Here is a 21,172-nt window from a genome sequence, read left to right as displayed (position 1 = left end):
TTGTGCTATTTCGGTCGCTTTGCTACTGACTCACGCTGGTTGAATCGCATTTCCCGGACTGATTTTTTTATTCACCACTATGTCGCAAATCGACATCGGTGAGGCGTTTCGAAACATATCGACATAGAGGTCAGCCGATAACATCAGCGGGTAAGGACGATATGCCCTGAATAAAAGGTCAGCATGGAGAGAAATAAATGTTTACAAAGAATGATTCGATAGCCGGTTTCGATGATGCGGTATGGGCGGCAATGCAGCTTGAAGCAAAGCGACAGGAAGAACACATCGAGCTGATTGCATCAGAAAACTATACTAGTCCGCGTGTCATGGAAGCGCAGGGCTCTGTACTGACAAATAAATATGCCGAAGGCTATCCGGCGAAACGTTACTACGGTGGCTGTGAGTTCGTCGATCAGGTGGAAATTCTGGCTATCGAGCGTGCTTGTCGTCTTTTTTGTGCCGATTACGCCAATGTACAACCTCACTCAGGTTCTCAGGCGAATGCCGCGGTTTACATGGCACTGTGTAATCCGGGCGACACGATTCTGGGAATGAGCCTCGATCATGGCGGGCACTTAACGCATGGGGCGAAAGTCAGCTTTTCCGGAAAAATCTACAATGCGGTTCAATATGGTCTCAATCCTGAAACCGGTGAAATCGATTATGATCAGGTCGAGCGTCTGGCGAAAGAGCATCATCCGAAGATGATCGTTGCCGGTTTCTCTGCTTATTCAAGAAAAGTGGATTGGGCTCGTTTCCGTGAAATTGCCGATATGGTGGATGCGTATCTGTTCGTTGATATGGCACACGTGGCCGGTCTGGTCGCCGCCAAACTTTATCCTAACCCTGTCCCATGGGCTGACGTTGTCACCACGACAACGCATAAAACATTACGTGGTCCGCGTGGTGGTCTGATCTTGGCACAAAGCAATCCTGAATTGGAGAAAAAACTCAACTCAGCCGTTTTCCCCGGTGGTCAGGGCGGCCCGTTGATGCATGTGATTGCGGCGAAAGCAGTTGCTTTCCAAGAAGCGCTTCAGCCGGAGTTTAAAGCCTATCAGCAACAAGTCATTCTCAATGCTCAGGTCATGGCTGAAGTGCTGAGTGGTCGCGGGTTCGACATTGTTTCTGACGGGACGGATAACCATCTGTTCTTGCTAAGTTTAATTAAGCAGGGTCTAACCGGAAAAGCCGCTGATGCCGCACTTGGCAGAGCGAACATTACCGTGAATAAGAATGCAGTTCCCAATGACCCTCAGTCACCGTTTGTGACGTCTGGATTGCGGATTGGGTCTCCGGTCGTGACGACTCGGGGATTTAAAGAGCAAGAATGTACACTGCTGGCCGGCTGGATCGCGGACATTCTCGATGTCCTTGATGACGAAGCGAAGCTGGAGAAAACAATAGAAGAAGTTAAGTCACAGGTTATCGCGCTTTGCGCTGAATTCCCTGTGTATCGCTGAGTTTGCTAAGGATTGTCTGGGAGTAGTATTTATGGAGCGTTATTCTGGATTTGGGCTGTTGAAACACAGTCTGGCCTATCACGAAAACTGGCAACGCGTTTGGCGTAATCCCAAGCCCAAGAAGAAATATGATGTCATTATCATCGGGGGCGGTGGTCACGGTTTGGCGACAGCTTATTATCTGGCGAAAGTGCATGGCATTACCAATGTCGCCGTGATTGAAAAAGGTTATTTGGGAGGCGGAAACACCGCTCGTAACACCACCATTGTTCGTTCGAACTATTTATGGGATGAAGCCGCTCATCTTTATGAACATTCTATGCAACTCTGGGAAGGTCTGTCTCAGGATCTGAACTATAACGTGATGTTCTCTCAGCGTGGCGTGCTGAATCTCGGGCATACCCTCCAGGATATGCGTGATATTGAACGGCGGGTCAATGCGAACCGTCTCAACGGCATCGACGGTGAAGTGTTAGATGCCCAGCAGGTAAAAGAAATCGTCCCGCATATGGATTGTTCGCAGAATCGTCGTTACCCCGTGATGGGAGCCTCGTGGCAACCACGAGGCGGGGTTGCCCGTCACGATGCAGTTGCATGGGGCTATGCCCGTGGTGCGGACAGTTATGGTGTGGACTTGCTCCAGCAATGTGAAGTCACCGATATGGTGATTGAAGATGGTGCGATTGTCGGGGTGAAAACCAACCGTCACGGCATCATCAAAGCCAATCGGGTGGGCTGTGTAACGGCCGGTAACTCGGGCGTGATGGCAAAAATGGCTGGCTTTGAAATGCCGCTTGAGTCTCACCCGTTGCAAGCGTTGGTTTCTGAGCCGATTAAACCGATTCTGGATACTGTGGTGATGTCTAACCACGTCCATGGCTACGTTAGTCAGTCTGATAAAGGTGATCTAGTCATCGGTGCCGGTATCGATGGTTATAACGGTTATGGACAGCGTGGGTCGTATCATACGATTGAGCATACGCTTCAGGCGATTGTTGAGCTCTTCCCAATCTTTAGTCGTGTTCGCATGAACCGTCAGTGGGGCGGTATTGTGGATACCACACATGATGCCTGTCCGATTATCTCGGATACGCCAGTTGAAAATCTGTTTTTCAACTGTGGTTGGGGAACCGGAGGCTTTAAAGCGATTCCCGGATCCGGGCATGTTTTTGCTGAAACACTGGCAAAAGGTGAAGCAAATGCGCTGGCAAAACCGTTCTCAATGTTCCGTTTCCACGATGGTGCATTGGTGGATGAGCATGGCGCAGCGGGCGTAGCACACTAAGCGAAATAAGCGAAGGAGAGCATTCTATGTTTCACATCTATTGCCCGCACTGTCATGAAGTGCGGGAAGAAGAAGAATTCCATGTGAAAGGTCAGGCACATATTTCTCGTCCGCTTGACCCCGAACAATGTACAGATAAAGAGTGGGGGGAGTTTCTCCATTTTCGGGAGAACCCCCGTGGGTTACATCATGAGATCTGGTATCACGCACTGGGATGCAAAAAGTTTTTCAATGTGTCCCGCGATACTGTGACTTACGAAATCAAGCAGGTTTATAAAATTGGTGAACAACCTGAAAGTATGGCGAAACAGGGCTAAGGAGCGGAACAATGAAGCAGAAAAATCGCTTGTCGTCAGGTGGACGTGTTGACCATTCAAAACCGCTGAATTTCACTTATAACGGTCGTCGTTATCAGGGTTTCAAAGGGGACACGGTTGCATCGGCATTATTGGCCAATGGGATTGACATCGTTGGTCGTAGTTTTAAATACAGCCGCCCACGCGGCATTGTGGCAGCCGGTGCAGAAGAGCCGAATGCAATTTTACAGTTAGGTGCCAGTGAAGCCACGCAGGTGCCGAATGTCCGGGCGACACAACAAGAACTATTCGATGGCCTGGTCTGTGCGTCAACCAATGGCTGGCCGAACGTTGAAAAAGATTGGATGGGTGTTTTCGGTCAACTCAGCGGGAAGATGATGCCGCCGGGATTTTATTACAAAACATTCATGTCCCCGGCGTCTATGTGGCCCACTTACGAGAAATATATTCGTAAAGCGGCTGGCCTTGGGCGTTCTCCGGTGGAGAATGATCCGGATATTTACGATCACCTCAATCAACATTGTGATCTGATGGTCGTCGGTGGCGGTCCTGCCGGTCTGACCGCAGCACTGAGTGCGGCACGTGCCGGTGCGAGAGTGATCATCGCTGATGAACAAAATGAATTCGGCGGTAGCCTGTTAAGTTCACAGGATGTGATTGATGGTAAACCGGCTCTGGAATGGGTGCAGAGGGTGGTTGCTGAACTGGAAACGTATCCGGATGTCACACTGCTCAAACGTTCGACCGTAAATGGTTACCACGATCACAACTTCCTGACGATTCACGAACGGAAAACCGATCACTTGGCTGATCGCGCCGGACCGGATCAGGTTCGCCAGCGTCTGCACCGGGTTCGTGCCCGTTGGGTGGTTCTGGCGACGGGAGCACATGAGCGTCCGTTGGTTTACGGCAATAACGATGTTCCCGGCTGTATGCTGGCATCCGCGGTATCAACTTACATCAATCGGTACAGTGTTGTTCCGGGCGAGAAGCTGGTCTTGATGACGACCAATGACGGTGCTTATCAGACTGCGATCGATTGGTTGAATGCCGGGCGTGAAGTGGTCACAGTCGTTGATACACGGGCGAAACCGAAAGGCGAGCTGATCGATAAGGCCAAGGCGCTTGGGATTTCGGTAGTGACCGGTAGCGCTGTGATTGATGTCGAAGGCAAGAAACGTGTTTCCGGTGCGGTTGTGGCAAGTATCGACAGTGAAGGGGACAAGGTCACTGGCAATGTTCGCACCATAGCCTGTGACACGATTGCCAGCTCAGGTGGCTGGAGCCCGGTTGTTCATTTGTCTTGTCATACGGGTAGCCGTCCGATCTGGGATGACAGCGTTATCGGTTTTATTCCCGGTAGAACGTTACAGCGTCAGTTGACTGCGGGGTCTATCAACGGTTTGTTCAGTCTGGACGAAGTGCTGAAACAAGGCGTTTCGATTGGCCAGAAAGTGACTGAGTTGCTTGGCTTTACAGCGGAGAAAGTGGCGGTGCCGCAAGCGGCTACAATCGCAGAAGGTCCGGCGATGGCGCTATTCCATGTACCCCATACCAAACCGACCTCGCGTGCACCAAAACAGTTTGTTGATTATCAGAATGATGTCACCGCTGCCGGGATTGAGCTGGCAACGCTGGAAGGTTTTGAGTCCATCGAACACGTGAAACGTTATACCGCAATGGGCTTTGGGACTGATCAGGGCAAATTGGGCAATATCAACGGCATGGCGATTGCCGCCAAAAAACTGGGGCAGACCATTCCGGATACAGGAACGACCATCTTCAGACCGAATTATACACCGATCACCTTCGGTGCGATTACGGGGCGCCACTGTAATGAACTGTTTGACCCGATGCGGTATACCGCAATGCATGAATGGCATGTTGCCCACGGTGCAGAATTTGAAGATGTCGGCCAATGGAAACGCCCGTGGTATTACCCTCGCGGTAACGAAACAATGCAAGAAGCATTGAACCGTGAATGTAAAGCCGTCCGTGAAAGTGTGGGCGTACTCGATGCATCCACGCTGGGTAAAATCGATATTCAAGGCAAAGATGCCCGGGAATTTATCGGCCGTGTTTACACCAATGCATGGGCGAAACTGGGCATCGGTAAATGTCGCTACGGCTTGATGTGTGGTGAAGACGGCATGGTGTTTGACGATGGTGTGACATCTTGCCTCGGTGAGAATCACTTCCTGATGACGACCACGACCGGTGGGGCCGCGCACGTACTTGAATGGTTGGAATTCTATCATCAGACCGAATGGCCGGATCTTGAAGTTTACTTCACCAGTGTCACGGATCACTGGGCGACCATGACTATCGGTGGACCAAACAGTCGTAAGTTATTGTCTGAGCTGACTGATCTTGATCTCAGCAACGATAATTTCAAATTTATGGACTGGAAACAAGCACATGTCGCGGGTGTGCCTGCTCGTATTTTCCGGATTTCGTTTACCGGAGAGCTGTCGTTTGAGATTAACGTCCAGGCAAACTATGCCCAATATGTCTGGGACAAGTTGTTTGAACATGGCGAAAAATACAATCTGACGCCTTACGGGACTGAGACCATGCATATTCTGCGTGCTGAAAAAGGTTTCATTATCGCCGGGCAGGATACCGATGGTTCCGTAACGCCGTACGACTTGAATATGGGCTGGTGTGTCGCGGACAAGAAACCGTTCAGCTTTATCGGTAAGCGTGGTATGGCACTGGAAAGCAATGCCCGTGAAGGTCGTAAACAACTGGTTGGCCTGAAAACCATCGATCCGAAAGTTGTGCTCCCCGAAGGCGCACAAGCGGTCAATAATCCGAATCAGCCGGTGCCGATGGAGATGCTCGGTCATGTGACTTCAAGTTACTGGAGTGCAAATTTGGATCGCAGTATTGCGATGGGATTTGTGAAAAACGGCCTGCAACGGATGGGAGAAAAGGTCTATTACCCATTGGTTGACGGGCGAGTGGTTGAAGCAGAAATTTGTAGCGCCGTATTTTTTGATCCAAAAGGAGAACGCCAGAATGTCTGATGTATTAAGCCCTGAAAAACAACAAGTGTCTGAAGCTGACCTGGTGGCGGTCATGGATCAATATGCGTTGGTGCCTTCCCAAACACCATTGCATATGAGTAAAAAGGCATCTGTTGCATCGCATTCTACGACTGCCGGTGTCACGATGAAAGAGGTCGCTCTGCTGGGGCACCTCATACTCAGAGGTGACAGTCACGATCAAGGATTGGTTGATGCGGTGGAGAAAGTGCTGGGACTGTCGTTGCCGACACTGCCGCTGACGTCATCTGAAAAAGATGATAAAGCAATTTGCTGGATGAGTCCTGATGAATGGTTGATTCTGGTTCCGGGCGAGCAGGCTTACGCGGTGGAAATTGCGCTGCGTGACCATCTTGCCGGTCATTTTTCAATTGTCAATCAGAGTAGCGGACAGACGGTAATTGAGTTGAGTGGTCCTCAGGCGGTCAATATGCTGAAGAAAAGCACCACACTTGATGTGCATCCGAAAGAGTTTCCGGTTGGGAAGATTGCCGGTTCCGTTCTGGCGAAAAGCTCGGCGGTGTTCCGCCGGGCTGATGAGCAACGCTGGCAGATTATTGTCCGTCGTAGTTTTGCGGATTATATCTGGCGATGGCTCGCGGATGCCGGTAAAGAATATGGTTTATCCATTGAAAAATAAGCAGTGAAGACGCTGCCGGGGTTTGACCCGGCAGTTTTGACTGGAGTAACGAATGAAGCCTTCTTCTGACACTTGGATTGTGACAGCAAGCTGTCCCAGCCGTTTAGGTACGGTCGATGTCGTCACCCGTTTTATGGCGGAATCGGCAAATTATATCAATGAGATCCATTCATTTGATGATCGGGTGCTTGATCAATTCTTTTTGCGGATCGAGTTTACGCCGGAAGATGAAAACTTTTCTCCCGAACCGTTTAATCAACAATTTGCAATAAGAGCCGAGCCATTTGAGATGAATTGGCAACTCTATCCGGCGACGAAAAAAGATCGGGTGGCAATACTGGTCTCGAAATTTGACCATTGCCTGAATGATTTACTGTTTCGCTACCGGACCGGCCAGCTCAATATTGAAGTGCCGGTGATTATTTCCAACCATCCGGATTTAGAGTCACTGGCAAAATGGCATGACATTCCGTATTACCATTTGCCGATCACACCGGAAACCAAACGCGAGCAGGAAGAGCAGATTTTACGACTGGTTGAACAATATCAGGTCGATTTAGTGGTATTAGCGCGCTATATGCAGGTGCTGTCTCCTGAAATGTGTGCTGCTCTAGATGGTCGGGCGATCAATATCCATCACTCGTTACTTCCCGGATTTAAAGGAGCTCGTCCTTATCATCAGGCTTGGGAAAAAGGTGTGAAAATGGTCGGAGCAACTGCGCACTATGTGAATAACGACCTGGATGAAGGGCCGATTATCACGCAGGGGATTCAGCCGGTTGACCATGCGCATTATCCTGAGGATTTAATCTCGAAAGGGCAGGATGTCGAGCGGATTACGTTGTTTAATGCCGTCCGTTATCATATCGAGCGGCGGGTTTTTCTTAGTGGTAACCGAACGGTTGTTTTCAGTAATTAGGGGCTGTTTCTTTCATGGTTGAATTTTGTTCAGATGAATCCTTTGGGCAGCAAGAAACACAACGCTCTGCTATAAAGTAATGATAAGGGGAACCAATTGGTTCCCTTTATCATTTTCTCGTCGACATCAGTGGTCAGGATGTCGTTTTAAAGCATGTCTTCATGCTCTGAATCACCAATAATTCAGCATAAAATAAGAAACGGATTTTTGTAGGAGCGAGTCATGAGTATCAGCGTATTTGATCTGTTTAAAGTCGGCATCGGACCATCCAGTTCCCATACCGTTGGCCCGATGCGAGCCGCCAGTCTTTTTGCTGAAGTGCTGGTGAGTCAGCAATTGTTGGCCAGTATTGAACGGGTTGAAATAAAATTATATGGCTCGCTCAGTGCAACCGGGGTCGGGCACGGCACCGATAAGGCTGCCGTGATGGGGCTGATGGGATATCAGCCGGATACCGTTGACCCTGCAGCGATCGAGTCGGCAATCAAAGCGACGATAGAAACAGGCACGTTGCGGCTGGCAAAGCAGAAGACCATTTCTTTCGACTGGCATACCGATTTGCAGTTTATTGATGAAGCCTTACCGTATCACCCCAACGCGATGTATCTGGCTGCTTACGGTGCGGATAATACCGTTGTGAGCGACAACACTTATTATTCGATCGGCGGTGGATTTGTGCTGGATGAAGCATCGATTCAGAAAACGGAATATGTCACACCACAGATTAAACTCCCTTACGAATTTACGACCGCTCGAGAGTTACTTGAGATTTGTCGACAACACAAACTGCGCATCAGTGAATTGGTGATGAAAAATGAGCAAACCTGGCGGACGGTACCGGAAATCAATGCCGGAATTGAACAATTGTGGCAAGTCATGCAGGAATGTATTGCCAACGGCATTGAGCAAGAGGGGATTTTGCCCGGGGGATTACAGGTGAAGCGACGAGCCGCATCCCTGTATCGTTCTTTAATCCAATCCAGCGATGACAACGTGATATACACGTCATTGAGTGGTATGGATTGGGTCAATCTTTATGCGTTGGCGGTCAATGAGGAAAATGCAGCCGGTGGACGGATGGTGACAGCGCCAACCAATGGCGCGGCAGGGATTATGCCGGCAGTATTGATGTATCACATGCATTTTCATCCGAAAGCCAAAGCCGAAGACGTCAATAAGTATTTTCTGGCTGCCAGTGCAATCGGTGCACTGTGTAAAATGAATGCTTCGATTTCCGGTGCTGAAGTCGGATGTCAGGGGGAGGTCGGCTCTGCCAGTGCAATGGCAGCGGCAGGATTGACCGAAGTGCTCGGCGGCACTCCCGAGCAAGTCGAGAATGCGGCTGAAATTGCGCTGGAACATAATCTGGGGCTGACGTGTGATCCCGTTGGTGGGTTAGTTCAAGTGCCTTGTATTGAACGCAATGCGATTGCTGCGGTGAAATCGATTAATGCCGCGAATATGGCGTTACGAGGTAACGGAGAGCATTTCATTTCGCTCGATAAAGTGATCCGTACAATGCGAGATACAGGGCGGGATATGCAGGATAAATATAAAGAAACATCTCGCGGCGGATTGGCGGTGAATGCGATCGAGTGTTAAACCAATCGATATCACACTGGCAGAATCAACGATCCACGGATGATGGTCTCCATATCATCGTTGTTTCAATATGGTTTTGCTGGTGTTGGCATTCTCCTTCTTCTTCTCGATTTTATTCAAGATACATCTATTCAAAATACAGTGATTCGACGCTCATCGATTCAATGCTTATTTACTCAATTCTCATAAATTCATTCAACCCAAGGTCATTTCACCGGAATATTCATTGGCAGCATTCGTTTATCTGTTGGTTCAACCCTGTATACATTAAGGCTCGGCAGACTCGGATGGCTCTAGGTTCATTGAATGCGCCATTTTAGGGTGAGCTGATGAGTTATTTTGGTGCAAGACCCTTACTTTATGCAAATTAGTTGCAAAAAATTTCATGTTTTAGTGACTCATTTTCCCTTCTATGCCTGCCAGAAAATGTGCTACATCGCCCTTCTTTTCTACGTTTGAGACTTCGATCAATTTTTGTCAAGCCGATAGATGAATTTTAGAGGGTGGCGTATTTATTTTAAGGTATAAATGTTGCTAATTTGTTTCTGTAAGGTATTTGCAGTTAACCAATTGTTAAAAATGTTCTCCACTATTACAAAGCAAAATGGAGTCGCGCAATGTCAGCATTATTAAATAGCTCGCTCAAAAAAGAATATCCGCAAAAGGAAGTTAGTCGTATTGGTTTTTTGCTGTTGAATAATTTTACCATGATCGCTTTGGCGTCAGCGGTTGAGCCGTTAAGAATGGCGAATCAGCTCAGTGGTAAAGAACTCTATGATTGGTATACGATCACAGAAAATGGGGAGTCGGTTGCGGCGAGTGATGGCATAACCGTAACGCCGGATACATCAATCAATACAGTACCAAAGCTGGATACATTGATTGTTGTCGGCGGCGTGAATATTACCCGTAGTTATACACGTCGTCAGGTGAGCTGGGTTCAGTCTTTGGCACGTAAGCATGTCAACCTTGGTGGGGTCTGTACCGGCCCTTATTTGTTGGCTGATGCCGGTGTCATGGATGGTTATGAATGTAGTGCGCATTGGGAATGTATTGCTGCCTTGCAGGAAGCGTACCCCCGCGTTTCATGTACCAACAATTTGTTTGTGATTGACCGTGATCGCATGACCAGTACCGGCGGCTCGGTACCCATGGATATGATGATCAACATGATTAAACGTGATTACGGCCATCAGTTGGCTGCCAGTATTTCCGAGATGTTCATTTGCGACAGAATTCGGGGTGAAACGGATTATCAGCGTATTCCGCTGCGCCATGTCTTGGGAACTGCCCAACCGAAATTGGTTGAAGCGATTACCCTGATGGAAGCGAACATTGAGGAAACCATTGAACTCGATGAACTGGCTACCTATGTCGGACTATCACGTAGACAGTTGGAGCGGCTGTTCCAGAAATACTTGCAGTGTCCCCCGTCAAAATACTATTTGAAATTGAGACTGTTCAGAGCCAGACAGTTGTTGCGTCAGACCTCGATGTCGATTATTGACATTGCAACCGCTTGCGGATTTGTTTCATCTCCCCATTTCAGTAAGTGTTATCGTATTCATATTGGTATTTCACCACGGGCTGAACGTCTTGGTCACGGTGAAACTGAATTCGAGAATGTGCTGCTGACCCCTGATGTGATCGAAGACAATCCGGTTCAGGCCGATATTTCCGTATTTGAAGTCCCAAGTCTCCGCTCTTCACGCGCCTTATACGAAGCACAGTATGAACCGACTTATGGTTCGGTTTTAGTCTGATTCCATATACCTTTCTGTCAGGCCGCCGGATATCCCGGCGGCTTTTGTCTATCTGTGAAAACTGCTGCTCAATCACCTCAGTTAAATGTATGTATTTGCAACGATAGCCCAAAACGATACCCCGAAACTACCTCCCCCAAAACGGCCCGAAAACGACATATCAAGTTACGCAAAAGGTGTTCTGAGTGACGTTTTCAGAACACTACTCAGCGGCAGGAATACCTATTCTGGATACCAAGCTCACAGTGAAATGAATCAGGTGAAAAAATGGACTCAAGAGAATTGCATGATGATGCGATCGTTATCGACGGACTTGTGATAGCAAAATGGGATCGTGATTTATTTGAAGATATGCGCAAAGGCGGAATCACGACGGCAAATTGTACGGTATCAGTCTGGGAAGGCTTCCAGAATACAGTCAACAACATCGTCGAAATGAACAATTTGATTGAAGCAAACAGCGATATTGTGACCAAAGTACATACCACCGACGACATTCGTCGGGCGAAGCAGGAAGGAAAAACCGGTGTCATGATGGGTTTCCAGAATGCGAATGCCTATGAAGACCAGCTTGGCTACGTACAAGTCTTCAAAGATTTAGGGGTTGGGGTGGTTCAGATGTGTTACAACACGCAAAACCTCGTGGGAACCGGCTGTTACGAACGTGACGGTGGCTTATCCGGTTTCGGTCATGAAATCGTGGCGGAAATGAATCGTGTCGGGGTGATGTGTGACCTGTCTCATGTTGGCGCAAAAACTTCAGAAGAAGTGATTCTCGCGTCGAAAAAACCTGTCTGTTACTCCCACTGCCTGCCCAGCGGACTCAAAGATCATCCACGGAATAAATCAGATCAGGAACTGAAGTTCATCGCTGATCACGGTGGTTTTGTCGGTGTCACGATGTTTGCACCGTTTTTGAAAAACGGCATTCATTCAACCATTGAAGATTACGTGGAAGCAATTGCTTATATATTCAATTTGGTTGGCGAGGATCAAATCGGCATCGGGACCGATTTTACGCAAGGTCATGGCCAGCCCTTTTTTGAATGGTTAACTCACGACAAGGGCTACGCCCGTCGCCTGACTAACTTTGGCGAGATTATCAACCCGGAAGGTATTCGTACCCTTGGTGAGTTTCCTAACTTGACTGACGCGCTGTTACGGCATGGTTTTACTGAGACGCAAGTCCGGAAAATTATGGGCGAAAACTGGCTTCGTGTTTTAGGTGACGTGTGGGGTGAATAAACCACCTTTATGGCGTTGAACAGCAAATAAAAAGGAGAATCCGAAATGGGAGTACACGCACCTGAAATGCCAATACTGGTTGATGATGAGACCGGTGTCTGGACAACCGACGCACTGCCAATGCTTTATGTCCCTCGTCATTTCTTCGTCAACAACCATATGGCGATTGAAGAAGAAATGGGTGCTGAGCGTTATGCACAAATCCTCTACAAAGCAGGTTACAAATCGGCTTACTACTGGTGTGAAAAAGAAGCGGAAGCTCATGGTATCGAAGGAGATGCCGTCTTCGAACACTATATGAATCGATTATCTCAACGTGGCTGGGGCATTTTCACTATCGAGCATTTAAATATTGCCGAGGGAAGCGCCCGAGTACGTCTGGACAATTCCGCATTTGTTTATCAGTACGGCAAAGTGAACCGCAAAGTTGATTACATGTTCACCGGTTGGTTTGCCGGTGCGATTGACCAAATCGCCCAAAGTCTGGGGTACACCGTACAAACTCAGGCAGAACAGGTTCAGAGTGCAGCAGAAGATGGGTGTGACTACGGCATCTTCGCAGTCTCGCCGGTCGCCTGATAACACATACAAATACAAAAAATACTGATTACTAAAAAGTATTCGTCAAGGAAGACAGCCTTATCCGGTCGGAGATAAGGCTGGTATAGAGGTGAAGCATGTCTCAGTTTGATATTCTGTTCCAACCATTAAAAATCAATCATCTGACGATTCGTAACCGCATCGTCAGTACCGCTCACGCCGAGGTGTACGCAACCGACGGCGGTATGACAACGGATCGTTATGTCAAATATTATGAAGAGAAAGCCAAAGGCGGCTGTGGTCTTTGTATTTGTGGCGGTTCGAGTGTGGTTTCTATCGACAGCCCACAAAGTTGGTGGAGTTCGGTCAATCTTTCAACAGACAGAATCATTCCTCATTTCCAGAATCTTGCCGATGCCGTTCATAAGCATGGCGGTAAAATCATGATTCAGATTACTCATATGGGACGGCGTTCGCGCTGGGACGGTGAAAACTGGCCGAGTCTCATGTCACCGTCAGGTATCCGTGAACCGGTTCACCGCGCCACCTGTAAAACCATTGAAGAAGAAGAGATCTGGCGCATCGTTGGTGATTTCGCCAAAGCCGCGGTACGGGCAAAAGAAGGTGGTCTGGATGGTGTCGAGCTTTCTGCGGTTCACCAGCATATGATTGATCAGTTCTGGTCTCCCCGGGTCAACAAACGGACTGACCAATGGGGCGGAACGTTTGAAAACCGGATGCGCTTCGGTATGGAAGTGTTGAAAGCCGTCCGCGAAGCGGTTGGCCCTGACTTTGTAGTCGGGATGCGGATTACCGGTGATGAATTCCATCCGGACGGCCTTGATCACGAAGAGATGAAAAAAATCGCCGCTTACTATGATGCCACGAACATGGTGGATTACTTCGGTGTGGTCGGATCCGGCTGTGATACGCACAACACGCTGGCCAACGTTATTCCGAATATGAGTTATCCGCCAGAGCCGTTTCTTCATTTGGCGGCTGGCATTAAAGAGGTGGTTTCGGTACCGGTGATTCACGCACAGAACATTAAAGACCCGAATCAGGCGAAACGTATTCTGGAAGGCGGCTATGTCGATTTCGTCGGGATGACCCGTGCGCATATTGCCGATCCGCATCTGATTGCCAAAATCAAACTGAATCAGGTCGATCAGATCCGTCAGTGTGTCGGAGCAAACTACTGTATCGACCGTCAATATATGGGATTAGACGTCCTGTGTATTCAAAACGCAGCGACATCCCGTGAATATATGGGGATGCCGCATATTATTGAAAAAACCACCGGCCCCGTCCGTAAAGTTTTGGTGATCGGAGGTGGTCCCGGTGGGCTTGAAGCTGCAAGGGTGGCGGCAGAGCGTGGCCACCAAGTGACGCTGATCGAAAAAGGTGAGGCGCTGGGCGGACAGATTACCATTGCTGCGAAAGCACCACAGCGTGATCAAATGGCCGGGATTACCCGCTGGCTGGCGATGGAGCTGGATCGTTTAGGGGTTGAAATTATTCTCAATACCAGTGCCAGTGCGGAAGTAGTTCGTGAAATGAATCCGGATGTTTGTATTCTGGCAACCGGCGGCCGTCCGTTTATCGACCAAAACCCAGCATGGGGAGCAGAAGAAGGCTTGGTTGTTTCGAGTTGGGATATTCTCAACGGAACCGTTGAGCCGGGTAAAAATGTGTTGGTTTATGACACCATTTGTGAGTTCTCCGGCATGTCGGTCGCGGATTATTTGGCGTCGAAAGGCGCAATGGTTGAATTGGTGACAGATGACATCAAACCGGGAGTCGGCATCGGTGGTACAACCTTCCCGACTTATTACCGCAGTTTGTATGAAAAAGAAGTCATCATGACCTCTGATCTGATGCTCGAAAAAGTCTACCGTGAAGGGGATAACCTGATTGCGTTACTGGAAAATGAGTATACCGGCCAGCAAGAGGAGCGCGTTGTCGATCAGATCGTCGTTGAAAATGGTGTCCGCCCGAATGAAGCGCTGTACTACGAGCTGAAAGCGGAATCGATCAACAAAGGTCAGGTTGATAATGAAGCGCTGTTTGCCTCCGCACCGCAGCCAGTGTTATCTGCGGATGACAAGGGCATGATTCTGTGGCGTTTGGGAGATTGTGTGTCACAACGTAACGCCCACGCTGCGATCTACGACGCATTACGTCTGTGTAAAGATCTCTAAGGAGGTGCCTATGAACCTTGAATGGTTGCTTCCCATTTTAGTCGTGACCGCCAGTACGCTGGCGGTTCTCGGGATGGTCCGGCGAGTCCGTATGTGGTTGCGGGGACAGGCATCTTCGGTTGCTATCATCGGTGGATTAATGGCGATGCCCCGGCGTTATCTGGTTGATCTGCACCATGTGGTTGCCCGCGACAAAGTCATGTCCAACACCCACGTTGCAACGGCGGGCGGATTTGTCCTGTCGGTGCTGCTCATTTTTGCTGTACACGTCTTTGGGGTTGCCAAAGAAATTCTTTCCTATCTGTTACTGGCTTCTCTGGCGCTGATGTTTACCGGTGCGCTGTTTGTGTTCCGCCGTCGTTTGAACCCGCCTTCGAGGTTATCGAAAGGGCCATGGATGCGTTTGCCGAAGAGCTTACTGATGTTTTCCGTCAGTTTCTTTCTTGTGACGCTCCCGGTCTCGGGTGTACTGCCAGAACAATTTAGCCACTGGGCTATCGTCACCGTGTTATTGGTTGCCATTGTCTGGGGGATGGGAGAAATGTTTTTCGGTATGGGCTGGGGCGGGCCGATGAAGCACGCCTTTGCCGGTGCGTTGCATTTAGCATTTCACCGCAGACCGGAACGTTTCGGCGGTGGACGGTCAACCGGCCTGAAACCCGTTGATCTTGACGCCGACAAACTCGGTGTTGAGCACCCATCCGATTTTAAATGGAATCAGCTACTGGGCTTTGACGCCTGTGTTCAGTGCGGTAAGTGTGAAGCGATGTGTCCCGCATTTGCTGCCGGTCAGCCGTTGAACCCGAAAAAACTGATTCAGGATATGGTGGTCGGATTGGCTGGTGGGACTGACCAGCATTATGCCGGTAGCCCGTATCCGGGCAAGGAGGTCGGTCACGCCAAAGGCGACCCGCATCAACCGATTGTCGGTGGCGTACTGAACTCAGAAACATTGTGGTCTTGTACCACTTGCCGGGCCTGTGTCGAAGAATGTCCGATGATGATTGAGCATGTCGATGCCATTGTTGATATGCGACGTTTCCTGACTCTGGAAAAAGGACAGACGCCCGAAAAAGGTGTCGAGGTGCTGGAAAACCTGATCTATACCGACAACCCAAGCGGTTATGCACCACAGCGTCGTTCGCACTGGGCTGCGGATCAGTCATTGAATCTGATGTCTGATGTCAAAAGAGCGGATGTACTGTTCTGGGTCTCTGATGGTGCGTTTGATATGCGCAGTCAGCGGATTCTCAAATCTTTCGTGCAGATCCTGAAAGCTGCCAAAATCGATGTCGCTATTCTCGGTGATGAAGAGCTGGACAGTGGGGATGTCGCCCGCCGCTTAGGGGATGATGTAACCTTCCAGCGTCTGGCTCGCCGCAATATTGAAACGCTGGAAAAATATGAATTCAGCTGTATCGTCACGACCGATCCACATGCATTCCACTGTCTGAAAAACGAGTACCCGGATCTTTATCCGGCAGGACAGTCACCACAATATCAGGTCTGGCATCACACCACGTTTATCAATCAACTGGTTGAGAAAGGTCTGATTCACTTACGCCCTTATCAGGGTGGCAAAGTCACTTACCATGACCCGTGTTATCTGGGACGTTATAACGGTGAATATGATTCTCCCCGCGCAGTTCTGGCACAGCTGGGCATTGAAGTGAGTGAGATGGTGCGTTCCGGTTTCCGCTCTCGCTGCTGCGGTGGCGGTGGCGGAGCCCCGATCACCGATATTCCCGGAGAACGCCGGATTGCAGACATGCGTATGGATGACATTCGTGAAACCGGCGCAGAACTGGTCGCTGTCGGTTGTCAACAGTGTACAGCCATGCTTGAAGGAGTGGTTGAGCCAAGGCCTGAAGTGAAAGATATCGCTGAGTTGGTTGCCGAAGCACTACTTGAAACAAATGTTGAAACAAATGTTGAAATAAGTGTTGAAACAAGTGTTGAAGCAAGTGAAAGCCATTCAGCAGATGTCGGTGTATGGACTCCGGATACTCAGGCCGTAACGGTGTAGGGGAGAATTATGAGTGAAATAATTGTACGCCGTGATCGCCGCATTGAATGGATCATGCGCAATCGGCTTCATCCACAACATGACAGCTTTGTCACGCAGCCGGCAGAGGAAAGAAGCCCGAGCGGTCTCATGCGCCGCTATCCGCACCGCGTCGGTTTTATCGGGCCGAATGGTCTCAAGCGAATTGATCGCCTGCATGGCAGTGGGGCCCCGTCATTTTCGGTCCGTTCTCAGGGCGCTTCAGCCGAAGTTCAGTTGCCGTTACATACGGTTGCCGAGCCTGACTATTACATTGTGGTTGTACCGGATATGCCGGGCGGCCGTTTAAGCCGCCATGATCGTGATGTCCTCGGGCAGGCACATCAGCTTGTTCAGCAGCACGGTGGTGCAGGTGCTGTGATGGCGGTTGTTTTTGGTATTCACCGTGAAACCCAGTTTGATACCGCCGGTGTTGACCGTTTGCTAAATCTTGCGGATGACATCTATACCGGATATTGCCCGGAACAGAAAGTCGCCGCACTCGAACAGGTTGAGGCGCAATATGCACCGAAACACTGGTTGTTCCCGGACAGTATTTCCGGTGGATTTGAGCTGGGCGCACGCCTGACGGCGCGGATTGGTGAACGCCCCGCGACCCAAGCGTGGCAGGTGAATTCGCAACAGACCGTTTGCCGTGCTGCCGGTGGCCGGAGCGATATCAAACGTGCAACGCCGCGATGCCTGTTATTGGCAGAAGAGTGCGCACCACAAATTGATGAAACCCGTCATGAGGCGCTAGCCGTCACACTTGAGGTCACGACACCAATTCAGCCGACGATTGCCGATCTGGGACAGGTTGCGATCGATCCGCAGTCCGTCCCTTTGACCGAAGCCGAATTTATCCTTTCTGCCGGAAACGGTATTCATGATTGGGAATTATTCCATCAGGCAGCCCAAATGCTCGGTGCCACTGAGGGCGCGAGCCGTGTCGCCGTGGACAATGGATTTATGCCGCGTTCCAGACAGGTTGGTGCAACGGGCTCTTGGGTCTCCGCCCGAGTTTATATTGCGGTGGGGATCAGTGGCGCAATTCAGCATCTGCAAGGCATTGGCGGATGTGACAAAGTAATTGCAGTCAATACCGATTCCGGATGTGACATGGTGAAGCGCGCTGATTTGAGTGTGATTGCCGATAGTCATGAGTTGCTGGCGGCGCTGATTTCACTGATCGAGAACCACCACAAAGAGGAGCTCAAGGATGCAGCCTAGTTCAGCCAAATCATTCGTTGTTAAAACCCTGGTCTCGATTGGTGCCCATCCTGACTCTGGCCGTCCGCGTCGAGCGATGACCGATTCCAGAGCGGTGGAGCTGGCGTTGAATTTACCCGAGAGTGAACTGGAAGTGGTTCATGCCGGTGATCCGGCGCATCCGGCTCTTGGTTATTACAGCGGTATGGGGTTATCCCGTATTCGTGTTCTGGCACAGGAACCTCAGGCAGATGCTGTGGATACATTAGCACAATATCTGCAACAAGACATGCCAGACATTATCCTGACAGGGACACGTGCCGAAAGTGGCGAATCGTCAGGATTGTTACCCTTTTTTCTCGCTCAAAAACTTCAATGCCCGGTTGTCGTAGGGATTGCAGAAATCCTTTCGATTGAAAACGGACAGGCGAAAGTGCTTCAGGCTTTGCCCCGTGGGCAGAGACGTGCTTTGAGCGTTTCTTTACCTTTTGTTGCCAGCGTAGATATGGCGGCACCAATGCCAAGGCAAAGTGCCTTCGGCATTGCCCGCCGTACGCAAATTGACGTAAGTAAGGTCGATAGTGTGACACTCGATCATGAGTGGATGAATTGGGAGGAAACATCCGCGAAAGCGAAAGTAAAACGTTTGAAAGTGGTGAAAGCCAAAACGGCAGCAGACCGATTCAAGGCTGCGACTGCAAAAACGACGTCTTCAGGTGGGCAGGTCATCAAAGATCAGCCAGTCAGCGAGATGGCTAAGGCAGTGTTTGATGTATTGCTTGAAGAAGGCGTCATTCGTCAAAAATAACAGCCCCTAGTGGAAGGAATTCACAGGGTGAAAAGCGAATGTCTGCACATCTCGTGACAGACAGTATTGATGAGGGATCGCATGAAAACGACATTAGGTTCTCCAAAACGTCGTAAACCCGTATCACGGATTCAGTATGACACTGATTATTGTGCCGGGCAGGATAACGTTAAGATTTGGGGGTTGGACATTCACAATCCCGTATTTGGTGTCAGCGTGGGTTTGATACTGTTATTTATTATTCTCACTCTGATTTTCCCCGAAGGGACAAAAACGGTACTGACACAAGCACGTGGCTGGTCAATTAGTCATTTTGACTGGTTATTTATGGCGGGTTGTAACCTGTTTGTGCTCTTTTGTTTGGTATTGTTGGTCCTACCCGTCGGCAAAATCCGTCTCGGTGGTGTTGATGCCACCCCGGAATTTTCAACCCTATCTTGGTTCAGTATGCTATTTGCTGCCGGAATGGGTATCGGTTTGATGTTCTGGAGTGTTGCCGAACCCGTTGCTTACTATACGGATTGGTACGGTACGCCATTGGGTGCTGCTCCGCGCACTGAAGATGGTCGGGTATTGGCGCTTAGTGCAACCATGTACCACTGGGGACTACATCCGTGGGCTATCTATGCAGTGGTTGGTCTGGCACTGGCATTTTTTGCTTATAACAAAGGATTACCGCTGACGATTCGCTCCGTCTTTTATCCTATTTTCGGCAAACGTTGCTGGGGCACACTTGGTAACATCATTGATATTCTTGCTGTGCTGGCGACTATCTTTGGTCTGGCAACCTCTTTAGGTTTCGGTGCGCAGCAAGCTGCCGGAGGTCTCAGTCACCTCTTTGGGATTAGTAATGGCCTCAGCACTCAGATTGCGTTTATTGTCGTCGTCACCCTGATCGCGATTATTTCCGTCTCTCGCGGACTGGACGGTGGGGTAAAAATCCTGAGTAATATCAATATGCTGATGGCCGGTGGTTTGATTGCTCTGGTGATTATTGTCGGTCCGACACTGTCGATTTTCCAGACGGTCGGCACCATTGCCAAAGGTTATGCCGAAAACTTCATTCCATTGTCTAACTGGGTTGGGCGGCAAGACACCGAATGGTTCCATGGCTGGACCGTGTTCTACTGGGCATGGTGGGTTTCTTGGTCTCCGTTTGTCGGCATGTTTATCGCACAGGTTTCCAAAGGACGCACCGTGCGCGAATTCATCACAGCGGTATTACTGATCCCGACGCTGGTTACGGTTTTATGGATGAGCGTTATGGGGGGAACCGCCCTTGAGCAAGTGACGCATGGTGTGGGCGATCTTGCAAATGGGATCAGTGATGTTTCTAAAGCCATGTTCCAGATGTTTGATCACTTGCCGATGACATTTTTACTCTCTGCACTGGGTATTCTGTTGGTACTGCTGTTTTTCGTCACATCTTCGGACTCCGGGTCGTTGGTGATCGATAGCATTACTGCCGGTGGTAAAACCGATGTCCCGACGGCACAGCGAGTGCTATGGGCATCGCTGGAAGGGGTGATTGCGATTGCCTTGTTGTTGGGCGGTGGTGATCAAGCACTGACAGCCCTGCAAGCCGGCGCGATAACCACCGGGCTACCATTTACACTGGTGCTGATTTTGATGTGTTGGAGTCTGTACCGAGGGTTGGCGACAGAGAAACATTTATATTGAAACACATATATTGACACTCGCGAATATCAATTGACACGGTAATCGGGAAACACGCGTTTTAACGAGGTCAGAACAGCAGGGTTCAGGCGCTGAGCCCTGAATGATTCGATATCAAGGAGGACATGATGATGTATGCCGAATTGGTCGATATGGAGGATTTCACTGTTATGATAGGGAAATTCGGAATTACGGCCAGTCACCCAAATACAGCCAATCAAGAGAACACGAATAGTGATGAACTTAAAGGACAGATCAAGGTTTGGTTAAATCAGGCCGATGATCGTGCGTTGTGCGCTTTCTGGGAAACCATCGATCGTATTGAAGATGATGGCATTCTCTTGCCGGATGTCGAAAATATTATTTGTTGGAGTCGCCAGTATTACGTTTCTCGCTAGTTATCCGCTGCATC

16 protein-coding genes are annotated in these 21,172 nt (G+C 49.5%); all 16 read left to right on the top strand.

The window, feature by feature from the left end:
• Positions 1–197 precede the first annotated feature (197 nt).
• Positions 198–1,463, top strand: a complete 1,266-nt coding sequence (glyA, locus tag MKS89_RS08730; RefSeq protein WP_072961476.1) for a serine hydroxymethyltransferase — start codon at positions 198–200, stop codon at positions 1,461–1,463.
• A gap of 31 nt (positions 1,464–1,494) precedes the next feature.
• Entirely contained in the window at positions 1,495–2,748 is a 1,254-nt protein-coding gene (locus MKS89_RS08725) for a sarcosine oxidase subunit beta family protein (protein ID WP_072961472.1), read from the top strand.
• 26 nt (positions 2,749–2,774) lie between these two features.
• The gene (locus MKS89_RS08720; RefSeq protein ID WP_072961470.1) at positions 2,775–3,065 is read left to right on the top strand and encodes a sarcosine oxidase subunit delta; all 291 of its coding nucleotides are present in this window, start codon (positions 2,775–2,777) and stop codon (positions 3,063–3,065) included.
• 11 nt (positions 3,066–3,076) lie between these two features.
• Positions 3,077–6,094: a sarcosine oxidase subunit alpha gene (locus tag MKS89_RS08715; protein ID WP_072961467.1), complete on the top strand. Its 3,018-nt coding sequence runs from the start codon at positions 3,077–3,079 to the stop codon at positions 6,092–6,094.
• Positions 6,087–6,752, top strand: coding sequence for a sarcosine oxidase subunit gamma (locus MKS89_RS08710; protein WP_077316212.1), 666 nt, complete (start codon positions 6,087–6,089; stop codon positions 6,750–6,752). Before MKS89_RS08715 ends, MKS89_RS08710 begins: the two co-directional genes overlap by 8 nt.
• Positions 6,753–6,804: 52 nt before the next feature.
• Positions 6,805–7,671, top strand: coding sequence for a formyltetrahydrofolate deformylase (purU, locus tag MKS89_RS08705; RefSeq protein ID WP_072961463.1), 867 nt, complete (start codon positions 6,805–6,807; stop codon positions 7,669–7,671).
• A gap of 222 nt (positions 7,672–7,893) precedes the next feature.
• Positions 7,894–9,273, top strand: coding sequence for an L-serine ammonia-lyase (locus MKS89_RS08700; RefSeq protein WP_072961460.1), 1,380 nt, complete (start codon positions 7,894–7,896; stop codon positions 9,271–9,273).
• A 617-nt stretch (positions 9,274–9,890) separates the two neighbouring features.
• Positions 9,891–11,036, top strand: coding sequence for a choline metabolism transcriptional regulator GbdR (gene gbdR / locus MKS89_RS08695; protein WP_072961457.1), 1,146 nt, complete (start codon positions 9,891–9,893; stop codon positions 11,034–11,036).
• Between the two features lie 267 nt (positions 11,037–11,303).
• Complete coding sequence (locus MKS89_RS08690) at positions 11,304–12,281, top strand: dipeptidase (RefSeq protein WP_072961454.1); 978 nt, start codon at positions 11,304–11,306, stop codon at positions 12,279–12,281.
• Between the two features lie 45 nt (positions 12,282–12,326).
• Positions 12,327–12,860: a DUF5943 domain-containing protein gene (locus tag MKS89_RS08685; protein WP_072961451.1), complete on the top strand. Its 534-nt coding sequence runs from the start codon at positions 12,327–12,329 to the stop codon at positions 12,858–12,860.
• A 98-nt stretch (positions 12,861–12,958) separates the two neighbouring features.
• The gene (gene dgcA / locus MKS89_RS08680; protein ID WP_072961450.1) at positions 12,959–15,022 is read left to right on the top strand and encodes a dimethylglycine demethylation protein DgcA; all 2,064 of its coding nucleotides are present in this window, start codon (positions 12,959–12,961) and stop codon (positions 15,020–15,022) included.
• Positions 15,023–15,032: 10 nt separating this feature from the next.
• Positions 15,033–17,048 carry a (Fe-S)-binding protein gene (locus MKS89_RS08675; protein ID WP_072961447.1) on the top strand — a complete coding sequence of 672 codons (2,016 nt, stop codon included), beginning with the start codon at positions 15,033–15,035 and terminating at the stop codon, positions 17,046–17,048.
• A gap of 9 nt (positions 17,049–17,057) precedes the next feature.
• A complete protein-coding gene (gene etfA, locus MKS89_RS08670) occupies positions 17,058–18,296 on the top strand; it encodes an electron transfer flavoprotein subunit alpha (RefSeq protein ID WP_072961445.1) in 1,239 nt (412 codons plus the stop codon).
• Positions 18,286–19,083, top strand: a complete 798-nt coding sequence (etfB, locus tag MKS89_RS08665; protein ID WP_072961442.1) for an electron transfer flavoprotein subunit beta — start codon at positions 18,286–18,288, stop codon at positions 19,081–19,083. Before etfA ends, etfB begins: the two co-directional genes overlap by 11 nt.
• A gap of 81 nt (positions 19,084–19,164) precedes the next feature.
• The gene (locus tag MKS89_RS08660; protein ID WP_072961440.1) at positions 19,165–20,763 is read left to right on the top strand and encodes a BCCT family transporter; all 1,599 of its coding nucleotides are present in this window, start codon (positions 19,165–19,167) and stop codon (positions 20,761–20,763) included.
• Between the two features lie 122 nt (positions 20,764–20,885).
• Complete coding sequence (locus tag MKS89_RS08655) at positions 20,886–21,158, top strand: hypothetical protein (RefSeq protein ID WP_139342896.1); 273 nt, start codon at positions 20,886–20,888, stop codon at positions 21,156–21,158.
• The last annotated feature ends 14 nt before the right edge of the window (positions 21,159–21,172 follow it).

The organism is Vibrio gazogenes, from assembly GCF_023920225.1.
Lineage (GTDB): Bacteria > Pseudomonadota > Gammaproteobacteria > Enterobacterales > Vibrionaceae > Vibrio > Vibrio gazogenes.
Note: the sequence above shows the minus strand (reverse complement) of the source record. Positions and strands in the feature narration are given on the sequence as shown.

Excerpts from the sequence above, each read along its gene's own strand:
- MKS89_RS08710 (WP_077316212.1), top strand. The coding sequence starts at position 6,087 with ATGTCTGATGTATTAAGCCCTGAAAAACAACAAGTGTCTGAAGCTGAC.
- MKS89_RS08690 (WP_072961454.1), top strand. The coding sequence starts at position 11,304 with ATGGACTCAAGAGAATTGCATGATGATGCGATCGTTATCGACGGACTT.
- MKS89_RS08720 (WP_072961470.1), top strand. The coding sequence starts at position 2,775 with ATGTTTCACATCTATTGCCCGCACTGTCATGAAGTGCGGGAAGAAGAA.
- MKS89_RS08715 (WP_072961467.1), top strand. The coding sequence starts at position 3,077 with ATGAAGCAGAAAAATCGCTTGTCGTCAGGTGGACGTGTTGACCATTCA.
- MKS89_RS08725 (WP_072961472.1), top strand. The coding sequence starts at position 1,495 with ATGGAGCGTTATTCTGGATTTGGGCTGTTGAAACACAGTCTGGCCTAT.
- etfB (WP_072961442.1), top strand. The coding sequence starts at position 18,286 with ATGCAGCCTAGTTCAGCCAAATCATTCGTTGTTAAAACCCTGGTCTCG.
- dgcA (WP_072961450.1), top strand. The coding sequence starts at position 12,959 with ATGTCTCAGTTTGATATTCTGTTCCAACCATTAAAAATCAATCATCTG.
- glyA (WP_072961476.1), top strand. The coding sequence starts at position 198 with ATGTTTACAAAGAATGATTCGATAGCCGGTTTCGATGATGCGGTATGG.
- gbdR (WP_072961457.1), top strand. The coding sequence starts at position 9,891 with ATGTCAGCATTATTAAATAGCTCGCTCAAAAAAGAATATCCGCAAAAG.
- purU (WP_072961463.1), top strand. The coding sequence starts at position 6,805 with ATGAAGCCTTCTTCTGACACTTGGATTGTGACAGCAAGCTGTCCCAGC.
- MKS89_RS08700 (WP_072961460.1), top strand. The coding sequence starts at position 7,894 with ATGAGTATCAGCGTATTTGATCTGTTTAAAGTCGGCATCGGACCATCC.
- etfA (WP_072961445.1), top strand. The coding sequence starts at position 17,058 with ATGAGTGAAATAATTGTACGCCGTGATCGCCGCATTGAATGGATCATG.
- MKS89_RS08685 (WP_072961451.1), top strand. The coding sequence starts at position 12,327 with ATGGGAGTACACGCACCTGAAATGCCAATACTGGTTGATGATGAGACC.
- MKS89_RS08660 (WP_072961440.1), top strand. The coding sequence starts at position 19,165 with ATGAAAACGACATTAGGTTCTCCAAAACGTCGTAAACCCGTATCACGG.
- MKS89_RS08675 (WP_072961447.1), top strand. The coding sequence starts at position 15,033 with ATGAACCTTGAATGGTTGCTTCCCATTTTAGTCGTGACCGCCAGTACG.
- MKS89_RS08655 (WP_139342896.1), top strand. The coding sequence starts at position 20,886 with ATGATGATGTATGCCGAATTGGTCGATATGGAGGATTTCACTGTTATG.